15 protein-coding genes are annotated in these 21,703 nt (G+C 42.7%); 5 read left to right on the top strand and 10 right to left on the bottom strand.

What is annotated here, in order from left to right; all coding sequences use genetic code 11:
• Position 1: 1 nt before the first annotated feature.
• The 7 genes from recC to rmuC all read right to left on the bottom strand — a co-directional run bounded on the left by recC (position 2) and on the right by rmuC (position 12,230).
• Positions 2 to 3,580, bottom strand: coding sequence for an exodeoxyribonuclease V subunit gamma (gene recC / locus K0I62_RS11095; protein WP_220068212.1), 3,579 nt, complete (start codon positions 3,578 to 3,580; stop codon positions 2 to 4).
• Positions 3,581 to 3,724: 144 nt separating this feature from the next.
• Positions 3,725 to 5,755: a transglutaminase TgpA family protein gene (locus tag K0I62_RS11090; RefSeq protein ID WP_220068211.1), complete on the bottom strand. Its 2,031-nt coding sequence runs from the start codon at positions 5,753 to 5,755 to the stop codon at positions 3,725 to 3,727.
• On the bottom strand, positions 5,745 to 6,716 hold the full coding sequence (locus K0I62_RS11085; RefSeq protein ID WP_220068210.1) for a DUF58 domain-containing protein: 972 nt from the start codon (positions 6,714 to 6,716) through the stop codon (positions 5,745 to 5,747). The genes K0I62_RS11090 and K0I62_RS11085 overlap by 11 nt, the downstream gene beginning before the upstream one ends.
• Before the next feature lie 37 nt (positions 6,717 to 6,753).
• On the bottom strand, positions 6,754 to 7,665 hold the full coding sequence (locus K0I62_RS11080; RefSeq protein ID WP_220068209.1) for an AAA family ATPase: 912 nt from the start codon (positions 7,663 to 7,665) through the stop codon (positions 6,754 to 6,756).
• Positions 7,666 to 7,835: 170 nt separating this feature from the next.
• Entirely contained in the window at positions 7,836 to 8,552 is a 717-nt protein-coding gene (locus tag K0I62_RS11075; RefSeq protein ID WP_220068208.1) for an EAL domain-containing protein, read from the bottom strand.
• A 179-nt stretch (positions 8,553 to 8,731) separates the two neighbouring features.
• Entirely contained in the window at positions 8,732 to 10,660 is a 1,929-nt protein-coding gene (locus K0I62_RS11070) for a transglycosylase SLT domain-containing protein (protein ID WP_220071352.1), read from the bottom strand.
• A 64-nt stretch (positions 10,661 to 10,724) separates the two neighbouring features.
• Complete coding sequence (rmuC, locus tag K0I62_RS11065; RefSeq protein WP_220068207.1) at positions 10,725 to 12,230, bottom strand: DNA recombination protein RmuC; 1,506 nt, start codon at positions 12,228 to 12,230, stop codon at positions 10,725 to 10,727.
• A 172-nt stretch (positions 12,231 to 12,402) separates the two neighbouring features.
• Here rmuC and msrP point away from each other — a divergent pair, with 172 nt between their 5' ends.
• Both msrP and msrQ read left to right on the top strand, forming a co-directional pair.
• Positions 12,403 to 13,434, top strand: coding sequence for a protein-methionine-sulfoxide reductase catalytic subunit MsrP (msrP, locus tag K0I62_RS11060; RefSeq protein ID WP_258404985.1), 1,032 nt, complete (start codon positions 12,403 to 12,405; stop codon positions 13,432 to 13,434).
• A gap of 76 nt (positions 13,435 to 13,510) precedes the next feature.
• On the top strand, positions 13,511 to 14,110 hold the full coding sequence (gene msrQ / locus K0I62_RS11055; RefSeq protein ID WP_220068206.1) for a protein-methionine-sulfoxide reductase heme-binding subunit MsrQ: 600 nt from the start codon (positions 13,511 to 13,513) through the stop codon (positions 14,108 to 14,110).
• An 8-nt stretch (positions 14,111 to 14,118) separates the two neighbouring features.
• Here the strand turns inward: msrQ and K0I62_RS11050 are convergent, their stop codons facing one another.
• Both K0I62_RS11050 and K0I62_RS11045 read right to left on the bottom strand, forming a co-directional pair.
• Positions 14,119 to 15,447 (bottom strand): diguanylate cyclase domain-containing protein, encoded by a 1,329-nt coding sequence (locus tag K0I62_RS11050; protein ID WP_220068205.1) that lies wholly within the window; start codon positions 15,445 to 15,447, stop codon positions 14,119 to 14,121.
• A gap of 15 nt (positions 15,448 to 15,462) precedes the next feature.
• The gene (locus K0I62_RS11045) at positions 15,463 to 16,443 is read right to left on the bottom strand and encodes an ABC transporter substrate-binding protein (RefSeq protein ID WP_220068204.1); all 981 of its coding nucleotides are present in this window, start codon (positions 16,441 to 16,443) and stop codon (positions 15,463 to 15,465) included.
• Between the two features lie 217 nt (positions 16,444 to 16,660).
• Between K0I62_RS11045 and K0I62_RS11040 the strand changes: the two genes are divergently transcribed.
• Positions 16,661 to 18,307 (top strand): methyl-accepting chemotaxis protein, encoded by a 1,647-nt coding sequence (locus tag K0I62_RS11040; protein ID WP_220068203.1) that lies wholly within the window; start codon positions 16,661 to 16,663, stop codon positions 18,305 to 18,307.
• Positions 18,308 to 18,349: 42 nt separating this feature from the next.
• On the opposite strand, the gene K0I62_RS11035 is transcribed toward K0I62_RS11040, so the two are convergent.
• Positions 18,350 to 18,676 (bottom strand): hypothetical protein, encoded by a 327-nt coding sequence (locus K0I62_RS11035; protein ID WP_220068202.1) that lies wholly within the window; start codon positions 18,674 to 18,676, stop codon positions 18,350 to 18,352.
• Positions 18,677 to 19,218: 542 nt separating this feature from the next.
• On the opposite strand from K0I62_RS11035, the gene K0I62_RS11030 reads away from it, so the two are divergent.
• On the top strand, positions 19,219 to 19,713 hold the full coding sequence (locus tag K0I62_RS11030; RefSeq protein ID WP_220068201.1) for a putative 4-hydroxy-4-methyl-2-oxoglutarate aldolase: 495 nt from the start codon (positions 19,219 to 19,221) through the stop codon (positions 19,711 to 19,713).
• Positions 19,714 to 19,754: 41 nt separating this feature from the next.
• Positions 19,755 to 21,584, top strand: a complete 1,830-nt coding sequence (locus tag K0I62_RS11025) for an AsmA family protein (RefSeq protein ID WP_220068200.1) — start codon at positions 19,755 to 19,757, stop codon at positions 21,582 to 21,584.
• Positions 21,585 to 21,703: the final 119 nt, after the last annotated feature.

Below are 21,703 nucleotides of genomic sequence, written 5' to 3'. Positions count from 1 at the left end.
ATTAGCACCCCTCCACGAAATTGCTTAATTCAGCCAAAGGCGCCTTGTGATGCAGACTCAGCAAAGGTTCTAGCAAGGTTTGTGCAAGCAAGCCAAATTGGGTTTCGCTAAAATCGTCGGGGAAACAGTACAAACGCTGGTAATGGGGCTCGAGTCCTTCACCTATAGCACCTTGTTCATCCAGCCACTGTTTTTGCGCGTCGATGAGTTTTTCTTCATGACTGCCTTCTGCTTCAACATAGGCCATGGCGGTGCGTGGAATAAACATCAATGGTTTGCTTTGTCCTTGATGAAAATAATCGGCCCAAACGGTTAGCAGCTTGACAGCTTCTGTAGCGCTTATAGGCGCAAAGGCATGAAAGTGCCCGATATCTAAAAGATAACTGGGTTGATTGCCGATAAAGGGATGTTTAGCAGTTATGGTCCTATTTTCCTGCATGGCACATAGACACAGATGCCGTAGATAAACCCGAATAAGATCGCGAGCATTTGCGGTACCAGGGCGATAATTGATTAAGCCTTTAGCCGAAATGGCGTCGATACGCCCGACAAGTTGGGTGGTTTGTCGATCACTAAGGGCAATATTTATCTCTATTGAGTGTGTTTGCTCGCCTTTAAGGTAATTAGATCTGCTAATCAGTGGCTTAATATCGTGAAGATATTGATCAAGTAGCAGATCATCGAAGGGTTTAAGCGGTAGCTGGCCCGCCAATTTCAGCTTATGTAGCAAGGTTTCATCTGGCTGTTCTTCACCCGCTTTTATGGCGTCATCGATGAGCAATGCTTGCAGTTGATAGCGTGACAGTGGATTAAGAGCAAAAGGTTCATCGTTATCATCTGCTTGAATGTTTAGCCCTAGATCGAGTTTTAACGAGCGATTAAAAAAGAACTGTGCAGGATTTCTAAAAAAGCGGATCAGTGCCGATAGTTCTAATTCATTATCTGATGAGCTTTGTTCGATAGATAATGGTTCGGTAATAAAGGCTTGATCAATAACATGAGCAGCAGGTTTATTAACCAACGTCGTCTCAGCTTGCATAGTATTACTTTGTAATGTGGCGTCATTACGCGAAATTGGACACCACTGAGGATTATAGCTTTGGGGTAATCTTTTACCGACTACTTCACTGTCTTCTGACGCTAAAGATGCTTGATATAAACGTTCATCGAAAGGTTGCAAAGGTTGCTCGCTGACGAGCTGCGCAAAGATGGCTTGTTCAATTTGCTCAACTTGTTCTGGTGTGGGCGTATCGGTTTGTGCGGTATCACTTAATGCCTGCGGCAAATAGCAAAGCTGACAGTACTCGATAAGCTCTGACACCAACATCGAAGGGATACGCTCGCTATTATCGCGTTCGCTATGACCAATGTAACTGATATAAAGTTGCTCTCTTGCGGATAAAAGCGCTTCAAGAAATAGATATCTGTCATCGAGCCTGCGGGAACGATCACCCTTACGAGGGCCAAATTGCGCGACTAAGTCGAATCCTACAGGGTGCTGAACTCGTGGATAGACACCATCATTCATTCCGAGTAAACAGACCACCTTGAAGGGGATCGAACGCATCGGCATCAAGGTACAAAAGTTAACGCTGCCGGCAAGATAGCGCTGTCCGACACGAGATTCAGATAAGTGGCTAACAAACCAATTTTGTAAAACTTTGATATCGAGATCACTGCTGTATTTCGCTTGTGCTAACTCTTCATTAAGACGCGAAATGGCGCTGCGGATCTCTTGAACTTGTGTGAGTTCCTCATCGTCACAGCAGTAAAACTCATCCACCAGTTCCTGTAATTGAGCGGTTCGGATATCCAGTGGGCAGCTGCGTTGAAGGGCGTTAGAAAACGCATCTATCGCTTCAACAAAATTAAGCAGTTTACCCAGCGCTTGCGCGGCTTGGCCTTCGATACCATCTAGGGCTAAGCTTTCTTGATAGATGGCAGGTTGATCGCTGAAACTGTAACCGAGTATTAAACGCTTGATCCCAAATGCCCAAGAGTTTTGCTCAAACGGCGGTAATTGCTGAGCGCGTCGACCTTCGGCATCTCGGCCCCAACGCACGCCTGCTTGGTCTAGCCACTGCCTAATAATGGCGAACTCGTCATCGCTAAGCTCAAATCGTCGCAGTACGGCAGGCACTTCAAGGATGCTTAAGATTTCTGTGAGTGCAAAACGGCTTTGATTAATGGTTAGCAGGGTGAGAAAACTGCTGATCAATGGTGACTCTTGGGCAGCACCGCGATCAGCAATGGCGTAGGGGATATAATGCGCTCCTGTTTTAGCCGCGAATACCGCATCGATATAAGGGGCGTAGGCTGCTACATCGGGCATCATGACCACAATGTCTCGCGCGGCAATATCGTTAGTCGATTGCGAAAGTAGCGCTAATAGATGATCGTGCAGGGTTTCTATTTCACGTAGTGGACTATGACAGCTTTTTAACGTAATAGAGTCATCAAAGGGTGACAAAACGCGCCTGTTATCAAGGCTTAAATATAATGCTGCGTCAGGCCCTAGGCTTTCCCCACGAGTGGAGAGTTCTAAAATATCGTGTTGTACGCCGTGTAATAATGTCTCTGTGCCTGGGTCAAGGTAACACTCGAAATTAAAGTTGGTGTCCTCTTCGGGTAACTCTAAGATGAGATCGAGCAGTTCGCGGCCCATTTTGCCATTATTAGCAAGGAGTGGGTTACCCACCTCAAGTTTATCTTCCCAGTCCATCGACAACTGCTGTTTGTCGGCATATTGCAGGGCCATTCTGGCACGAAGTCGCGGATCGACAATATCGCCCCAATAGTGTTGGCAAGGACTGAGGTTTAGCATCACCACATCGATGCGTTTTGCCAAAAAATAGAGCACTTGCAGGGTTTGCGGCGCCATCGATGAGATACCAAAGACAAATAGTCGCTTAGGTAATCCATCGAGTGGGCAATTAGCGTCTTGCAAGGTATCAAATAGTGCTTGGTGAAGGTTGGCTCTGTGATAAGTGCTCTGGGCCAACTGTTGATTATTGTAGTTGATAAGCGCTCGCCAAAGTACAGGTTGCCACGCTTGAGCCTCCGCCAGTTTGTCACTATTGGGGGGTAATAAAGGCTCATTGGCTTCCCATGCAAGGATCCAGTCAGGGCGGTACACTAAATATTGGTCGAAGATATCTGCTATCTGGCCGCACAGTTGGAATAGCTTTAACGAGTGAGTCGCTTTGCCGTCATCAATTATGTGGTCATCACAAAGGTAATGGGCCAAAGGAGCAAATACCGGCTCATTAATCAGACTTGGCAGTAGCTCCATGAGCTTCCATGTCATTGCTGGTTTGGTATAGGCGTTTTCTTTTGGCACATCAGGCAGCAAGGTGTGGCAAAGTTGCCAAATAAAGCTTGAAGGTAGCGGAAACTCAAGCGCTGCAGCGATTTGATTGTGTTGTGCGATCGCTAAGCGAAGCCAAGTTGACATTCCCGGGCTTTGCACCAAAATTTGCTCACTCTCGAGTAATGAAGCTGTCGCTAGCGGAGATTTTAGCTCCTCGGCCAATAGCGCCGCGAGAGATTCCATGCGATTAGATTGAACCAAATAAAGCATACTTTGCCTATTCTCTATTCGGCCTGTTAGCGGTTAACGCTTTGGGCCAATTATTTATCCATCCATTCTATGGGATTGGCGATTGATGTCTATTGAAACTCATCAGAATTTTATCGATATTGAAAGAGTTAGAGTGAAAAAACATCAAGCATTTTTAGTTTGGCCATTCAGTTTTAAAATTGCGATGCGTAGCTGTGTGAGCCTATGTTTGAACTGACGAATTAGTGATTTCCTATTTTGAGCGTCCAGCGGTTTGTATTTTAAACTGACGTAGCAGTCGATAAACTGGCTTAACGGTTGTTGCAATTGAGGGTAAGCCATGATGACTCGCTGGCTATATTCTCGTGGTGACTCAATGGTATGCCGGGTTAAGCCCTTTTTGGCGAGCATAGTACTTATTTGTTCAAAGCCCGCGACCACTCTATCTTGCTGGCGAGTAAATTGTAACAACCCCACGCTGTAAGCGATTGCTAGGCCTATGACGCCCATTGCACAGATCACAAAGATGGCTATTTTAGTCGGCGTAATATCGCCTAATAACTGTTTTAGCAGCCGCTCTTGTTTATCGTTATCAAAGCCTAATACCCATTTACTCCAATAATAATCGATACTGGCTAAGGACATTCTGAGATTATTAAGCAGTGGATATTGACGCAGGCGCAAACTGCTAAAAGGACTGTTAAGTAGGTAGCTTTGTGCCGGATTAAAAACCGCGTCAAATCCATTGTTGATCCTATCTGGCGCGATCATCGCTGTGGGGTCAAATCTCACCCAGCCTTCGCCTTCGAGCCACACCTCTACCCAAGCGTGAGCCATATACTGGTAGACACTCATGTACCCCGCACTTTGGTTCCATTCGCCCCCTTGATAGCCAGTGACTAATCTAGCGGGTAAGCCTGTTTTACGCGCCATAAACGCGAAGGCACTAGCGTAGTGAACGCAAAAGCCTGCTTTATTTTCAAACAAAAAATCATCGAGTTGTTGAGGGCCTACGGCTGGTGGAGTCAAGGTGTAGTAATAGGGCGAGGTATTAAAGTAACTCATCATAGCGTCAAGACGCACTTTGGCGTTAGGGTATTGCTGTTTAAATTTCAGTGCTAGCTGCGCGGTTTTAGGATTACTGTTTTGCGGCAGGAGTAGGTTACGTTTTCGGCCTTCATCACTCAGGCTTTTATCGAGTATCGCATCAGGATAGCTGCTAACCGAATATTGATATTTTTGATCGAGGGAACTGATAGCGTATAGCCGTCCATCTGGGAGGTTAATCACATCGTTCGCGCTGCTATAGGCCACATCCAAACCAAATAACCAATGTTGGTAACTCGGTTCGCTAATGATGTCATAGTTTATCGCGCTGCCTTGAGGCGCTTGGCGATAGTTCCCACGGCGATTTAGCGCTTCTATTTTTTTTATTTGTTCGGATTGGGTCCACTTTTTACCATCATAGTTTTCCATCACTAACGCGCGCCAATAGAGCTGGCTATTGGCTGGCGATTGATTATTAAAGCTAACGCGAAACGCCAACGCTGCCGATTTTGTCAGTTTACCAATATCGCCAAATGAAACCTCATCGGACAAGCCTGTTTGGGCGTTGTTAGCCTTAGGCACTAACCAAAGGGGTGGTAATCTCGGCAATACGATGAATAGCAATAGCGCCAGTGGCACACTTTGTAGCATCAGCTTGCCGCCAAGCTTTGCGGTGTTGCTGAGCTTATTATCGCTATTATATAGACTGACAAGCACACATAAGTTGATGGTTGCCACTAAGGTTAATTGCAACGTGAACCAGAGACTCTGTTTTTCAATAAATGTCATTGCGATAACAAAAAAGCCGACGATCACAATTGCTCGCACATCACGGCGACTTCGCATCTCGATATATTTTAGCGCGTAGCCTAATATCAATAGGTTAACTAAGGCATTCAGCATCCCGATTTGAGAGGTGACAAGTGCAAGAGTCACCGCTGAACCAATGGCTAATATGGTCACTAAGTAACGTGGTGGTCTAGCGACTTTACCTGCGAAAATACCGACTCGCCACAACAGACAAATTCCACAAATCGCCATGCTCCATGGGGTCATTTTATCGTACAATGGCAGCAGTACCGCAAGATTGACGATAAGTAGCCAGAGTAGGGTATGACGGCTAATGATCTCCTGCTCTCTATCCGTCATGGCTCTCTCCCACATGCTCAGGATAGGTCGCAATCGCGGTTAAACAGGCGACTCTGTGTGCCGCTCCGGCCGATGGTGCGATTGTTTTACTTGGTAATATCAACCCGAAGACCCGCTCTTGTTGAGAAAGTTGATCGACCATCCAGGTTAGCTCACTGAGTTGTTGTTCGGTGTCATGGCTGGTTGGATCGAAAATGAGCCATTGCGGTGCGCTAAGGGGTTGTTCAAACTCTTTGGTTAACATACCGCGCCCTTGGGCTAATTGCTTCCATGCTATCTGATTTAGTGATTCTCCTGTGACATAGGGTTTTAAGCTTTTAAACTCTTCTACGCCGACGACGGTCTTACCGTGTTGATGTGACTCTTCTGCTGCATGATTTTGGTGCTGAGTTAAGGTGTTCTCTGACGGCTTAGGCTGTGCAAACACAATCTGGCTATTGTCTAAATCTATATTGGACCATGCTCGGCATAAACCCAGTGGATAACGGGATTCGACCTTAATTCGACCAGGGTGAACCACGCCTCGGGAGGTATTTGCAAAAGACAGCAACACGGTTTGTTTTTGTTCATCGAGACGATCCACCGTTTGCACTGGGTTACTGCGGTAATTAAGGGTGACGTTATGCTGAATTTGTGCCGCGCTTAGCACTATAGGGTAGATAACACTTTGCCCCACATAGACGTTAGGCCCTGTTTTCGCTTCAAGTGTCATCCCCGCTAAGTTGCGGTAGCTGTAGATGATACAGGTATTAAAAATGCTCAAGAGCAATATGCTGAGGCCAATAACGAGGTTATTTTGATAATTTGTACCAAACAGAAACAGCAGCACCACTAACAACAACCAAAATAAACCAAAGCCCGTGGGTAAGATAAAGATACTTTTATGGGCTAAGGTGACGCTATGCTGGGCGGGAAGTCTTCTTGAAAGCCAGGAGAGCCACCATTGATGTAGCGGACTCATTATTGGATTAGTATTCTCAGCGTGGGAAGCCATTAGCTTACAAGATCGGGTTAATACTATTAAGTAGCTTCAGGGACAGTGCTTCACCCTGTTGCTGGCTAGTATGGCGTAATCTGTGCTCCGCAACGGCAGTAAATACCGCCTGAACATCATCTGGAACAATATAGTTTCGCCCATCGATAAAGGCCCACGCTTTGGCTGCATTGAGTAGTGCCTTACTGGCGCGAGGTGATAAGCCGTAACCCTCGTTTAGCTGTCTAGAGCCTGCAATTAACGCCAAAATATAGTGTAGTAGTGCATCTGATGCCTTAACGGCAGCAACCTCTTGTTGCAAAGTCTGTAGCGTAATGGGATCTAGGCATTGCGGTAATTGATGGTTTTGCGGTGAGAGATCTTGCCCTTTAAGCATGGCTAATTCGGCGTTGCTATCAGGGTAACCTATAGATAAACGCATCATAAAACGATCTAATTGTGATTCAGGAAGTGGGTAGGTTCCCGATTGTTCACTGGGATTTTGGGTGGCAATCACGAAAAATGGACTCGGTAGCGTATGGGTTATTCCATCTACGGTGATTTGATGCTCGGCCATAGCCTCGAGTAACGCGCTTTGGGTTTTAGGGCTCGCTCGGTTAATTTCATCCGCTAATATCATCTGCTTAAAGATGGGACCTGGATGAAAGATAAATTGGGATTGTTCCTTATCGAATATTGAAACACCCAGAATATCAGAGGGTAACATGTCACTGGTAAACTGTATTCGCTGATGGCTTAGCCCAAGACTTTGAGCAAGCGCTTGCGATAAACTGGTCTTCCCCATACCGGGTAAATCTTCAATGAGTAGATGCCCTTTTGCTAGGATACAGGTGAGTGCCAATTTTATTTGGTGAGGTTTACCCAGTAATACTCGGTCCAGTTGGGCTAGTAGTGTCGTAATGGTTGGATGAGACATGAAGCTCCTTCTAAAACAGACCCTAGTGTCTTTGCTTTGAATTATGGATTCAAGCTAAGCACCTAAATGCTCAATAAGAACTTTATAAAGTGATGTTAATGAAAATTAACTATGCGACATCTGTAACAACTTGGCTAGTTTTTTTACCTATGGAATCGTTACTAAATCGCTCAGATGAGTGATAAAAGAGTCGCTAACGATAGACGCACTGGCGGATTAATAAATTGCGGACGGTATAAAAAACCTTGTACGAGATCGATGCTAAGCTCTTTCGCCAACAACAGATCTTTAGATGTTTCAATGCCCTCTAAAACCGTTGTTTTATATGATGATTTCCCAAATTTAATTAATGCGTTGAGCAGATTCCTTTGTTTAGAATCGGTCATTTTTGCTAACCAACTTCTGTCAAACTTTAAGCAGTCTATTTGGGCCATTAAGGGCAATGACAGCATGGCATGTGGCGCACCTATATCGTCTAGTGCAACATTGATCTGTGCATCTTGTAAATGAGTTGCAAGGGTTAATGAACGTTTGGCGTCATTGACACAGGTGTTTTCTATTATCTCAATCGTAATTGCTGGGTGAGGGCGAAACAACTTGATAAAGTGATTGAGTATCGCCGAGTTAATCGCATGGGGATCGAGATTGATAAACAGTGGCATTTGTTTAGGAGCGTGTTTGAGTTGGAGGTGTTTTGCTGCAAATTCAATGCGACCTAGTTGGGCTAAATTATGGTGTAATTGGTCAAATACCAAATTAGGCGCAATAGTTTCGTCACTTTTGTCGTAGAAACGTGATAGTGCTTCATAAGCGAAAATATCACCCGTTTGAACATCGACTAAAGGTTGGTATTCGCAGCTCAAATATAATTGGCAAAGATTTATCATTAAGAATAGCAATACATTTTTGCAAATGATAATTATTCACAATATTGTGCTGTTGTCCAAGCATCTTGTGGTTACAAAAGACTGTTCGTTGTTTAAATAAACAAAACCAATCAATTGTTATCGCAATGTTAACTTGTTTTGTTGGGTCAAAACCCGTTTATGAAGCGATTAAATAAGGCTTAATATTTAAACGATAGTTCCTGCTGCGAAAATAATTGAGCGGGTTTATTCTGTCTGGTTTGATATATCACTCTGTAGCTTAATACAGCTTGGACATATTCTCGGGTTTCAGTGAAAGGGATTGATTCGATAAACGCCATTACATCGAGCTGCCCATTACTCTGTTTAAGCCAGCGGGTGACTCTATGGGGCCCAGCGTTATAGGCAGCGGTAGCTAAGACGCGATTATTATCAAAGCGCTCAAGTAGACTGGCGTAGTAACGACTGCCTAATTGAGTGTTAATTTCTACATCGTAAAGGCTTTTTTGATTTCGATACTTGATACCGCTTTTCTTAGCGATCTCTTTTGCCGTCGCCGGCATCAACTGCATTAGCCCTCTAGCGCCGACCCCCGATGTTGCATAAGGATAAAAAGCCGACTCTCGTCTAGCGATGGCTCTAATCTCATCAATATCGACACCTGCTTGTTTGCTCGCTTTATTAAAGGCGTTATCAGCGGCTAAGGGAAAGCGTAGATCCATATCTGTCCAAAGTTGTCCCTGAATGCTGGCTTGTACCGCTAAATCGTGCCATTGGTTTTGCAGTGCAAGCAGGGCATATTGCGCTCGCATCGCATTATTGTGTCTATTTAGCAGGAATACCCATTCGGCTCTTGCATCGATTTGCTTATCGATAGCGAGTAGTTCGACGACTCTAGCAAAACCGAGATCATTTGTTAGCGTTGAGGCAAGCGCTTTATCAGGGGCGGTATCTTGATGTTGTAATTCAAAATCTTGCATTAACTGGTTCGCTGCAGTAAATCCATAAAAGTTACGTTGCTGCGCCAGTTTTTTAAGTATTTCCTGTTGGTTATTTTGTGCGGTTTGACTTCGGGATAACCAATACTGCCAGCGCGCTTTTGCACGTTTATCTTCGGTCAGTAACGGCAATAGTGTATCTAGGGTTGAATTATCTTGCTCTCGAATGGCCCAACGTAAACGAAGTTCTTTTAAATCATCACTATCGATGGATGGCAAACGTTGATCAACAAACGTTTTTAATGTGGACTCTTGGCGCACAAGTACCCTTTTTATTAAGAAGCGGCTGAGTTTAGCGGCTTGATAGTCACTAAAACGATTTGCCTTTTCATAGGTTAAGTATAGAGCTGTTGCTTGTTCGAGGTCTTTTTTGGCTAAGCGTCGTAACCCAGCATTGACAATGTCACCATAGATAGGGGCTTTCGCCATAAATTTGTTGCTATGTCTTAGGCTACGGGGATCTTTATAAACAGATAATAGTCGTTGAGCTTCGGTTTTGTGAGCTGTTGTTTTGTTGGCCAAATATCGCAACAAGCCAAACTCATTACTGTTAAAAGCGAGTAGCATTCGCGACCAGAGTAGCTCCTGAGTTCTATGACCTGATTTTTCCCATGCTTTGAACAGTGGATCGCACTCCTTTGGACGAGAGTGACCATATAACCAGAGTCTTTCGGCTCCTTTGAACGCTATTTGCGTGTTATTTTGTGCTAATTGAGCGTGGTAATAAAAGCATTGCAACACAATGTTGCGAGGAAGTTCTGGGCTTATCTTAATAAAATCTTGCCAGCGCTTTTTTTTTCCTGCGTTGATGAGATAACGGTAGCGTGCACTTTGATATAAAGGTGTGTCCTTAAACTCTTCAATTGCAGTGAATGCTTTTGTACCTGGATAATCGAGGATAGTGTCGATATTGGCGTGGAAATCAAGATAGGGAGTTAAAGGGTAGCCATCGAGCTGTTTTCTTAACTGGATAAATTGATTTATGTTGCCTTGTGCTAAGGCTTTTCTGGCGTCCAAATATGTTTGCTGCGAGTCGGTTAACTGCGCGGCAGTAACCGGATTAATACATATCCAAAATAATGTTATCGTTAGATAACATAAAAAATGTCGAATACTGCAGCAAAAACTCATAAGCACTGATTCAACTTCCTTTTATTAATTTGATGTGGGCCGTCTTTACAAAACCAGCATAATATTAGTTCAGTTTTATGTCACCGCTTTGATTGCCTTGATGCTCATCTAGTGCTTTTTCCAGTAAGTGGCTGTCTAGTTGCTTGCTGGTTGTCACGCCCAATTGTTGCATCTGATGAGCCTGACGTATCAAATTACCTTTACCTGTAGCCAGCTTACCCATAGCGCTACCATAACTCTTATCTAAGGATTCGATTGCACGGCCAACTTTTTCCATATCTTCTAGGTAGCCGCATAACTTGTCGTAAATTTTTCCCGCTTGTTTGGCAATACGTTGTGCATTTTGATTCTGATATTCATAGCGCCAAATGTTATTGATGGTTCTTAACGCGACCAATAAATTAGTTGGGCTAACCAACATGATATTGTTTTCTAAAGCATAATTAATAAGACTCGGTTCATGTTCTAGCGCGAGTAAAAATGCGGGTTCTAAGGGGATAAACATTAGCACATAATCTAGGCTTGTTAAGCCGTGTAGTTGCTGATAATTTTTTTGGCTGAGACCTTTAATATGAGCGCGAATAGAGTTGCAATGTTCCTTTATTGCGGCAGTTTTTGTTAAGTCGTCTTCGCTATTAAAGTAGCGTTCGTAGGCGACAAGTGACATTTTTGCGTCGATGACCACATCTTTATTTTCTGGGAGATGAACAATCACATCGGGCTTGAATCGCTTACCACTATCGTTTTTAAGGTCTTGCTGGGTTTCATATTCGTGACCTTCTCTCAGTCCACTTTCTTGTAATACTCGCTCGAGGATCACTTCTCCCCAATTACCTTGCTGTTTATTATCTCCTTTTAACGCTTTGGTTAAATTGACCGCGTCTTGGCTCATTTGTATATTGAGCGCCTTTAGGGATTCCAGTTGATGTTTAAATGCACTTCTTTCAGCTTGCTCAACGGTATAAGATTCTTGAACTTGCTTTCTAAAGCCTTCTAGTTGCTGTTTAAAAGGCGATAGCACATGAGATAACTGCTGTTCATTTTGCACCTGCAGATTCTGGGTTTTGGCATCGAAAATCTTGTTGGCAAGATTTTCGAACTGTTGAGTTAGACGACTTTCCGATTGATTTAGGTGGTCAACTTTTTCTTCTAAGGCTTTCTGCTCAGTTTCAAATTTGACCGTCAATGTTTGCTGCATGGCATTGGATTTTGATAGTGCCAGCTGCGTTTCCATCTGTTTTCGTTGTACTTGTTGGAGTTGTTCTTCTAGCTCTGTCGCTCTTTGGGCTTGTGCTTGACTCATTCCGAGTAGGGATATTTGATGTTCAAGTTTTTGTTGTAAAAGATGGTTTTCATCCTGCTTATCGGTCAGTTTTGCCTGTATTAGGTCAACTTGCTGTTGGCAATCTTGCAGTGCCTGTTGCTGCTCTTCGATAAGCTGCTGTTTTACAGCTTCCCATTTTTGACGAGTGAGACGCTGATTTAACAGTGCGCCAATGAGAATAGATAACAGTGAGACGGCAGCAAGCACGATGATTTCAGGCAAAGAGAGTGGTATATCGATAGGCATAACAAACAGCTCATAGTATTGAATGCTGTAAGCCTCTCACGACCTTGAGTCTGGTTCAAGAGGCACAATGGCAAATGCTTAACTCTTATTCGTTAATTATTTTTTAATTGAAATTTTTTTGTTGTTTACGCTATCTAATAAGCAACAGTGAAGATTTACATGAGGTTTCTACGTGACTAAACACAAAAACGTTGCTCGTATCGCTAAACCGAGTTGGAATGAAAAACAATCAGATGTAACACCGGAAGCTGTATTTAATGATAGACGTAATATTATTAAAGCTCTTGGTCTCGGGGCTATCGGTGCGAGTATTCCTGGGTATGTTCAGGCGGGCTTATTTGATCTCTTTGGTAAAACCAAGGAGCAGATGCCTTTTGTTACCAAGCCGCTAAACTTCACTCAGAACCACTTCTTTGGGCAAACCGAGATATTAACGCCAGAACAAAAAGTGATCTCCCATAATAATTTTTACGAGTTTGGTACCAGCAAAACCGACCCCTTTGACAATGCTCAAGATTTTAAAGTAGACCCTTGGGTATTAAAAGTCGAAGGTTTGGTCGATACTCCTTTAACACTTGATTTAGACGACTTAACAAAACTGTTCTCATTAGAGGAGCGAATATATCGGCTTCGCTGTGTCGAAGCGTGGTCAATGGTTATCCCTTGGGTGGGTTTCCCGTTAGCGGCGCTGTTAAAAAAAGCGGGCGTCAAAGCCGGGGCAACACATGTGGCATTTGAAACGTTATTTGACCCGGAACAGATGCCTGGTCAAAAAAGCCGCTTAATGGGGGGCGGGATTCATTATCCTTACGTTGAGGGGTTGAGATTGGATGAAGCGATGAATGAACTTTCTTTCATGGCAGTTGGTTTATATGGCAAGAGTTTGCCTGCTCAAAACGGTGCTCCCATCCGACTCGTCGTACCGTGGAAGTATGGTTTTAAGAGTATTAAATCGATTGTTCGTATTCGGGTGATGGATAAACAACCACCAACGAGTTGGAATCAACTCGCTAGTCATGAATATGGTTTCTATGCCAATGTGAATCCTAAAGTCGACCATCCCCGTTGGTCTCAAGCGACCGAGCGTCGTATTGGCGAAGGCGGTATCTTTTCGGCGACTCGTATCCCGACACAAGCTTTTAATGGCTATGGTGAACAGGTGGCAACTCTTTATAAAGGGATGGATCTGACACGGTACTATTGATTTTAGATAAAGTGATTTTAGAGTCCGTGATTTTTAGAACACCTAATTTTAGATTAAGTGATAGTTTGGAGAGTCTTTGTTTACATTAACAAATAAACATCTTTTGCCACTAAAGTGTCTGTTTCATCTGTTAGCGTTAATGCCAATAGGCTACCTAGTTTGTGCCGTGCTTAATGGCGACGCGGGTGGCGATCCGGTGCAATATATTATTCACTACACAGGGATGGGGGCGTTAAATACTTTAGTTGCAGTGTTATTGATTTCGCCAATAGCTAAACGATTTAAGCTTGGTGCATTAATGCAAACTCGACGTCTAGTTGGGTTATATGTATTTGCCTATGCTTCATTGCATATTAGTGCATTTTTGAGTTTAGACTTATTGTTTGAATGGCAACTTTTAGCGAGTGAAATTGTTAAACGCCCCTACATTATGGTCGGTGCTTGCGCTTATCTGTTACTGCTTTTGTTAAGTATTACTTCGCTTAACCGTCTCAAGCGTAAGATGGGAAGGCGCTGGCAGACGCTACATAATGGGGTTTATGTGATTGCCATATTGGCACCCGTTCACTTTTATTGGTCAGTAAAGTCTGAAGTGATAGAGCCGAGCATCTATATCCTGATATTTGCGTCGCTGTTGTTGCTTCGAGTTAATATTTTACGGTGGAAAAACGGCTGATAGGGCGCTTATCCAAGATTAAGGTTATTTAATGCTGTGGTGGATCGCTGGCTAAATTGATAGCTGTGACCGGGCACTTTTTTGGCCATATACATGTTTTCGTCAGCGATTTTGAGCAACGCCTGCCGAGATATGTCGTCGTTAGGTCGCAGTGCAACGCCAATACTGACATTTAGCTCGATGTTGATGTCTTGATAATTGATCACAGGTGATAAGTGTTGAATAATTTTTTCGATGACAATATTGACCTCTAACATATCGCTGATCGGCTCTAACCAAACGACAAATTCATCACCACCGAGTCGGCCGCAGATATCAGAGCTTCTAATGGCGTTTTGTAGGCGATTTGCAATGGTGATCAAAACACGGTCGCCTATGTCATGGCCAAAGCTGTCGTTTACCTCTTTAAATTTATCTAAGTCGATAAATAACATTGCGGCGTGGGTATTTGTACGTTGACAACGGGCTAACGCGGTATCAATTTGTCTTTCAAATGCACTTCGCGAATAGAGTCCTGTTAAGTCATCATGTTCGGCAACATATTTGAGCTTTTCGGTTTGTATCTGCAGTTGTTTTGTTTGTCTCTCAACCTCTTGTTGTAAAGAGTCTTTCTTAATCGTGGTTTCCATCAAACGATTGGTCATGGTATTGAACTGATGGGCAACGATAGCAAGTTCATTTGTCGCATTAATCGCGATTTTACTGTGCAGGTCTCCTTGGGATAAGCGCATGATGCCAGCGGTAAGCCGATGTAAGCTCTGGTTAAATGTTTTAAGCGTTGATAGCGTAATAAGCAGTAAAATAAGTGAGCCTACCGTCAATATTATAATGACCCACATTAAAATATTTGCTTGCTTGTCCGCCGAGTGTTTTAACTCTAGCCTTTGTAGTTTAGTTAAATCTTCGCTCATGGCTTGTATCGAGATATTAAAACGCACCGTTAGCATGCCGTTTTTTGATGTAATGCCATGATCCGAGGGTGCCGACACATTCTCCTTCGCCAGTGATAGTAGGGCATTGAGGTTGTTGGTTATCCTGCGTAAGTTGAGCATGAGTAACTTGGCATTGGGAGAAAATGAGTTATTAGCGGCCAGTTTTTTTTGCAACGAAAAAAGGGCTATTTGAGTTTGATTGAGGGCATCTTGGTCTTGAAACTCTTGGAGTATCCAAAGCCTACTGCGCAGTACATCAATGGATTCTTCCAACTCGATTATATAATGTGACGTTGTTAGGCTTTGCTGCTGTATTGATTTTAGACTCATAAACGCCACGAAAATCGTTGCCGTTAGCAACAAACTAAGGATCAATAGAGATTTTAATCGAGTTGTGATCATCATTTCGACATCTAGATCCTAATTAGTCATGGCCTTAAGTAGGGCTGAATCGTCCATTAATATTCGAAAATCGGGCATCATTGGTGACGATACTGCGCCGCTAGCGATTGCCCAGCGTGCTTGTGTATGAAGCATTGATAATAATGAATTGTTTAAAGATAGCCTAAAAATGTAATCGTTCCATGCCCATTCGAGCTCAGCATCTGGAATATTAAGGTAGTCGCTAATGATCTTTTTGGCCTGTTTGGGGTGCTCTGCAATAAATTGTTGGGTCTCTGCTAACGCTTTTAGAATTTTCACATGCTGTTCAAAGTGTACCTTAGTGTTGGTATCAGTACTGATCAAATTAAAAGACAGGTTATAAATTCCTTTACTGGGATACTGATAAATGCTGCTGCCTTGATCTTTGATGAGATGATATCCATAGGGCTCCCATATTGATATAAAATCGACTTCACCAGCAATTAAGGCGGGAGCAAGTTCTTGCGGAGACATATATACTTTTTCGAATGAACTATTTTCTTGTCCCGTAATAATAAGAAGTGAGTCAGTGAAAAACTCGCTAGCAGAGCTTTTTATCATACCAATCCGCTTATTGTTAAAATCTCGTCCATCGGCGTTTCTCTGTTTTCCAAAACTGAGCAATTTAAGATCATTATCAGATTCGACAAAACTGGCTAACAAACGAAAATTATTGCGTTTGAAGCTATTGAACATGACCACGGATTCTGAACTGGTGGCCAAATCCGCATCACCATTAATCATCGCATCAAAGCAGAGGTGTCCACCTTGATAAGGAATAAGTTCGACATCAACGTCATGATGTTTAAACAGGGCTAACTCTTTGGCAATAATGAGTGGGGCGCTAAGGGGGGTCGTTGACATCGCTATGCGTATTGGCGTTGGTGGAACCGAAGCGGGTGATTTCTCTGGCCATAAATTGATGACCAAGATCCCCAAAGCAACAACGACTGTCAATACGATACTTAAGCGCTTCATGGCTGGACATTCTCCTGATGATTCATATCAATATTTAGTGTAGTTGTATTTATCTGTTAGTGAATGGAAAAGTAGACTAGGTAATAGAAAAATTTAAACTTTTTCTATTTCTACCTTAAGTTGAAACAACCAAATAATTTTGACAAAGGCGCCGCTGTGAACGACGTTTAAGTGATATTAAGTTATTTACCATACATAGATCACAGAGGTTATTCTTATGACCGCAATAAATAACCTATTTCGTAGGATCAGAATTTCAAGTCGTTTGCTGTTAATGCTTGGTTTAGCAGTGATCGCGACCATCTTGATGTTTATGTTTGCGCTACTAAGTATCGAAGGCCTGCTGCTTCAAGACAAACAGGATAAGTTGACGTCACTTGCTGATACGGGGGAGAGAGTGATTGCCCAGTATTATGAGCAAGCTAAGCGCGGTGTAATGAGTGAGGCCGATGCAAAGGCCGCCGCAATCGCAGCATTAGATGGGTTACGTTATTCAGGTAATGAGTATTTTTGGACCATTAACCGAGATGGTGTGTTGGTGCAACACGCTTTTGCTAAAAAATTGGTCGGTACGAATGTGTTAGGCATGAAAGATCCAAATGGCGTCAAGCTATTTGAGTTAATGGTGACAGGGACGAAAAGCAGCGAATACGCCCTGATTAAATATATGTGGAATAAACCCAATGCGACCAAACCTAGCCCGAAAATGAGTGTGGTTAAGCGTTTCGAACCATGGGGGTGGATTGTGGGGACTGGCATTTACGTCGATGATATTAATGATGAAAAAATGGCTTTTACGGGGGAGTACCTTTTAATCGCAGTACTTGTTTGGTTACCGGTTATCTTTTTACTGGTGATTATCTCTCGTAGTATTTCTATTCCAATGCAACAAACCATTTCGGCATTTGAAAATATTGCTCGTGGTGAAGGTGATTTAACCTTGAGACTAAACGAGTCAGGCAAGGATGAATTGAGTATCGTTGCCAGTAGCTTTAATGCCTTTGTTACAAAGATACAATCTTTAATTCTGTCGGCCTCAACCTCTGTGAGTCATAGCGGTGAACTCGCCGAGGGACTGGCAGTTATTTCTGCTGAGGCATCTACAATCACCAATAATATGCAAAGCGAAACAGAAAGTGTTGCTGCTGCTATAAATGAGATGTCGATGGTGGCTTCCGAAGTGGCTTCTAATGCTCAGCTTGCGGCCGAGAGCGCGGGTAACGCTGATAGTGAAGCGGATCGGACCGCTCAGGTTGTCGATATCGCAGTGTCAAAAATTTCAGCGCTCTCTGGAGAACTAGAGAAAACGTCCCAAGTTGCTCAAGGTTTGCAGGTGAGTTCAAGCAAAATAGGTCAGATCTTAGATGTGATCGTTGGAATTGCAGAGCAAACAAATCTTCTCGCGCTTAATGCGGCTATTGAGGCGGCAAGGGCGGGAGAAGCTGGGCGTGGTTTTGCCGTCGTTGCAGATGAAGTGCGAACTCTTGCTAGTCGTACTCAAGATTCAATTCAAGAAGTTAACAGCATTATCGATGTGATAAGAGAGGCAATAGAAAACGTTAACAGCTCAGTGTTAACCGCTAAAAAACAATCATTAGAAACAGTAGAAGAAACGACTCAAGTCGTCGATGCGCTTGGTGTAATTAAGGCATCGATTAGACAGATATCAGATATGAATATTCAAATAGCGACCGCAACAGAGCAGCAGAGTGCGGTAATAGCCGAGCTAAATATGAATGTAACGCGTATTAATGATATCTCTCTAGAAAATCAACATAAGAGTGAGCAAATCGGCAGTGCCAGCGGTGAAATTAAAACAGGTTCGTCAGATTTAGAGACATTAATATCATCTTTTAAAGTATAAAAACGTTAGTCGGAATATAAAGTAACCTGTGAAGTTAGCAGGTTACTTTTTATCGTTAACTTCTTGTTCACGCATGAGCTGGATTACATCATCAAAAGAGATGCCGTACTCACGAGATAAATTAATAATTTTAGTTTTGTAGGTTTGAATCTTTTCTTGCTGTAGTTTTTTATGTTGTTCTTCATCGACTAAATCATTAACAACCTCCTGTAAGAGCGTTAATCTTCTTAAGCTGTAATTTAACGATTTAAGGTAGGTTTTCATTTGACTTGCATTACGAGCTAACTCTAGGCCGCTAGTCTGTTTCTTTTCATAACCATATTCGTCAATTGCGTTAATTGCATCTTGCAAATTAAAAGTCTCTTTCATGTTATCTCAGTTAGTAAAGTTAGAACTGCAATTTGGTATAACAGTAAATAATACCAATCAGTATAAGAAAGTGAACTACTCAGCGTGTTTTTTGGCAACTCATTCAAGGCGAATGGATGATGGAATGCCTGTTCCCTTGTGAGGCCATTCAACGCAGAAGTAGCAGCCAAAAATACGCATAACAGACGAGTTTTTGCGTAGAACAACGATGCTTTTCACTCGTTGCTAACAACAAGGTCTTGCATGTTCCCGACATACTTAGGACATCCCCTCCATCTCAGGAGGGCAAATGTTGTAAATGTCTTTAATGCAAGCGTTATTAAAGACCTTGCCTGATAAGCGCTAAACTTTAGTGCTAAATCGTCGCTGTGCAATCACATCTTTATACTAATTGATATCATAGCGGTATATACCGAGGTGTCGTTGATTATAGAGCCTACTGCTTAAATCTAAAACAGAAACATTGTAAATACACATAAATTTTCATTTTAAAGTAGCCTTGTTATAGTAGCTTAAAATATCATCGCCGCATGGAGGCTATTATGCTTGATTTACTCCCGGATCTGTTTGATCTTTATCCATCAGAGTTATCACTATTAGGTCATAATTATCGTCAATACGGTAACCAAACCATATTTTGGGGAGAAGTGGTAACGGTTAAATGTTTTGAAGATAACTCTATGGTAAAGGAGCTACTCGGTCAGCCTGGTGATGGCAAAGTGTTAGTCGTTGATGGTGGCGGATCTTCACGTCGTGCACTACTTGGAGACATGATAGCACAAAGTGCGGTCGATAATCGTTGGAGCGGAATTGTGATTAATGGTTATGTTAGAGATGTTGCAGCGTTAAGATCTATGCCTATTGGTATACAAGCATTAGGGGCGAACCCAATTAAGACCGATAAACGTAACATTGGTGATGTGAATGTACCAATAGAGATTGACCGCGTTATAATTAAACCTGGCATGAGCTTATATGCCGATGATAATGGTATTGCGATATCAGAATCAAAATTAGATTTTTCAAGCCTGTGCTAGTTATCTGAAACGTTAACTAAATCTACCAGATGGAACCTGTTATGAAATTTATTAAATGGTCACTCATTGTTGTTGTTTCGCTGTTTATTTTACTATTTGCCTATCTAACACTCATCTTTGAACCAAATGACTTTAAACCTCAAATAGTCGATGCTGTTAAAAAGCAGACTGGCCGAGAGTTACAGATCAATCAGGATCTCAGCTGGACGTTTTTCCCTTCTATCGGTATTTCACTTGGCGATATAACCCTTTCTAACCCTAATGGCTTTAAAAACCCAACCATGGTTAGCGTTAAAGGCATAGTTGCAGAAGTCGCATTATTGCCGCTGTTTAGTAAAGAGGTTGAGATTTCACAGCTCAATTTAGATGGCTTAACGGTTAACCTAGATACGTACAAAAATGGACGTTCTAGTTTCGATGGTTTAGATGCTAGCCAAGCAGCGAAACCCAATACTGAGACTAAGACAACCCAAAAACCATCTTCAATCCAACTTAGCAGTCTAAATATCGGTGGCGTTGCGATCACCAATACGCAGATTAATATGTTTGATGAGTTGACGGGCAAGAGCCAAAGCTTCACTTTAGATGAATTTCGATTAGGAGAATTTTCTCTCGGTCAATTAGCCGAATTTTCTTATAAATTCAGTGCCATCTTGCCAGAGATGCAACTCACCAGCGAAGGTAAAGGTCAGCTTAAGGTGTCAACTGAGCTCGATCAGATAGCTATTAACAATTTTGTTATTACTAACAATATAGAAGGGGAGGCGATCCCAAACAAAAAGATGGCGGTATCTCTTACGACACAAGTTCAGATCGATAATAAAATTAAGCAACTTGGTGCTCAGCTAGATAGCTTATCTGTCGATGATATTAAGGCGACCGGCAACATAGATGTTAACTATGCTAGCCAAGTTCCTAATGTGATGGCGTCCCTTAATTTTTCTGATATTAACTTAGATAAATTTTTGCCAAAAAGTGAAGAGTCTAAGGGTAAATCTGTAGAGGTGCCGTCTAAGGAGCAGCCACAAGAGCCTGATCTTTCAGGTTTAAATGCGGTCAACCTTAAGCTTGATTTAACGGCTAAGTCGATTGCGGCAAACAATATTAAAACCAGTAATTGGGTGATGAATTTAGCACTTAAAGATGGCGTGTTAGATCTGAGCAAATTATCAACTGAGCTTTATCAAGGTAAGTTGCTCACATCGGCGCGGTTAGATGGTCGTAAGAAGGTGGCTAGCTATCAATTTGACACCAGTATTAATGGCGTTCAAATTCGGCCATTGCTGACCGATGCGGCTGAAGTCGATCTCCTTGCGGGTTCTACGCAGTTTAGTATTACAGGCTCAGGCAAAAGTCTGATCCCAGACAATATTAAGAAAAACTTGCTGGCAAAGGGACAGTTTGAGGTTGCCGATGGCGCCCTTTATGGAGTGAATATTCCGCAGATGATACGCGATGCAAAAGCGAAATTGGCGGGCGATCTCAATGCCACTTCAACTGGTGAAAAGAAGACTGACTTTACCAGCCTTACAGGCAGCTTCTCTATGAGTAAAGGCATTGTCACTAATCCGGATTTGGCAATGGCATCGCCACTAATCCGTTTGGGAGGTAAGGGGAATGTTAACCTGTTATCTGAAGTGTTGGATTACGCCTTGACGACTTCGGTTGTTGGCTCGTTAGAGGGTCAAGGTGGTGGTGAGCGTGATGCTCTTTATGGTATTGAAATTCCCTTTGCCATTTCGGGTACCATGTCTGAACCAAAGTTTGCTTTAGATACTGCCGCGTTATTTGATGCAAAATTAAAACAGGAAACCGATAAAGCGAAAGATAAATTAAAGGATCAACTGCTTAAAAAGTTAGGCGGTTTTTAGTTAACACGCTTTCGGGGTCATGATTGTCATTAAGAGATGAAATATAGAAAAGCGATGCACAGCATCGCTTTTCTTTTAATAGTGACACAACAAAGGGGTGTCACAGATGGCGTAGGGGA

Origin of the sequence: Shewanella psychrotolerans, from assembly GCF_019457595.1 — a bacterium.
GTDB lineage: Bacteria > Pseudomonadota > Gammaproteobacteria > Enterobacterales > Shewanellaceae > Shewanella > Shewanella psychrotolerans.
This window is presented reverse-complemented; position numbering and strand designations above follow the sequence as displayed.

Excerpts from the sequence above, each read along its gene's own strand:
- recC (WP_220068212.1), bottom strand. The coding sequence starts at position 3,580 with ATGCTTTATTTGGTTCAATCTAATCGCATGGAATCTCTCGCGGCGCTA.
- K0I62_RS11090 (WP_220068211.1), bottom strand. The coding sequence starts at position 5,755 with ATGACGGATAGAGAGCAGGAGATCATTAGCCGTCATACCCTACTCTGG.
- K0I62_RS11085 (WP_220068210.1), bottom strand. The coding sequence starts at position 6,716 with ATGAGTCCGCTACATCAATGGTGGCTCTCCTGGCTTTCAAGAAGACTT.
- K0I62_RS11080 (WP_220068209.1), bottom strand. The coding sequence starts at position 7,665 with ATGTCTCATCCAACCATTACGACACTACTAGCCCAACTGGACCGAGTA.
- K0I62_RS11075 (WP_220068208.1), bottom strand. The coding sequence starts at position 8,552 with ATGATAAATCTTTGCCAATTATATTTGAGCTGCGAATACCAACCTTTA.
- K0I62_RS11070 (WP_220071352.1), bottom strand. The coding sequence starts at position 10,660 with ATGAGTTTTTGCTGCAGTATTCGACATTTTTTATGTTATCTAACGATA.
- rmuC (WP_220068207.1), bottom strand. The coding sequence starts at position 12,230 with ATGCCTATCGATATACCACTCTCTTTGCCTGAAATCATCGTGCTTGCT.
- K0I62_RS11050 (WP_220068205.1), bottom strand. The coding sequence starts at position 15,447 with ATGATGATCACAACTCGATTAAAATCTCTATTGATCCTTAGTTTGTTG.
- K0I62_RS11045 (WP_220068204.1), bottom strand. The coding sequence starts at position 16,443 with ATGAAGCGCTTAAGTATCGTATTGACAGTCGTTGTTGCTTTGGGGATC.
- K0I62_RS11040 (WP_220068203.1), top strand. The coding sequence starts at position 16,661 with ATGACCGCAATAAATAACCTATTTCGTAGGATCAGAATTTCAAGTCGT.
- K0I62_RS11035 (WP_220068202.1), bottom strand. The coding sequence starts at position 18,676 with ATGAAAGAGACTTTTAATTTGCAAGATGCAATTAACGCAATTGACGAA.
- K0I62_RS11030 (WP_220068201.1), top strand. The coding sequence starts at position 19,219 with ATGCTTGATTTACTCCCGGATCTGTTTGATCTTTATCCATCAGAGTTA.
- K0I62_RS11025 (WP_220068200.1), top strand. The coding sequence starts at position 19,755 with ATGAAATTTATTAAATGGTCACTCATTGTTGTTGTTTCGCTGTTTATT.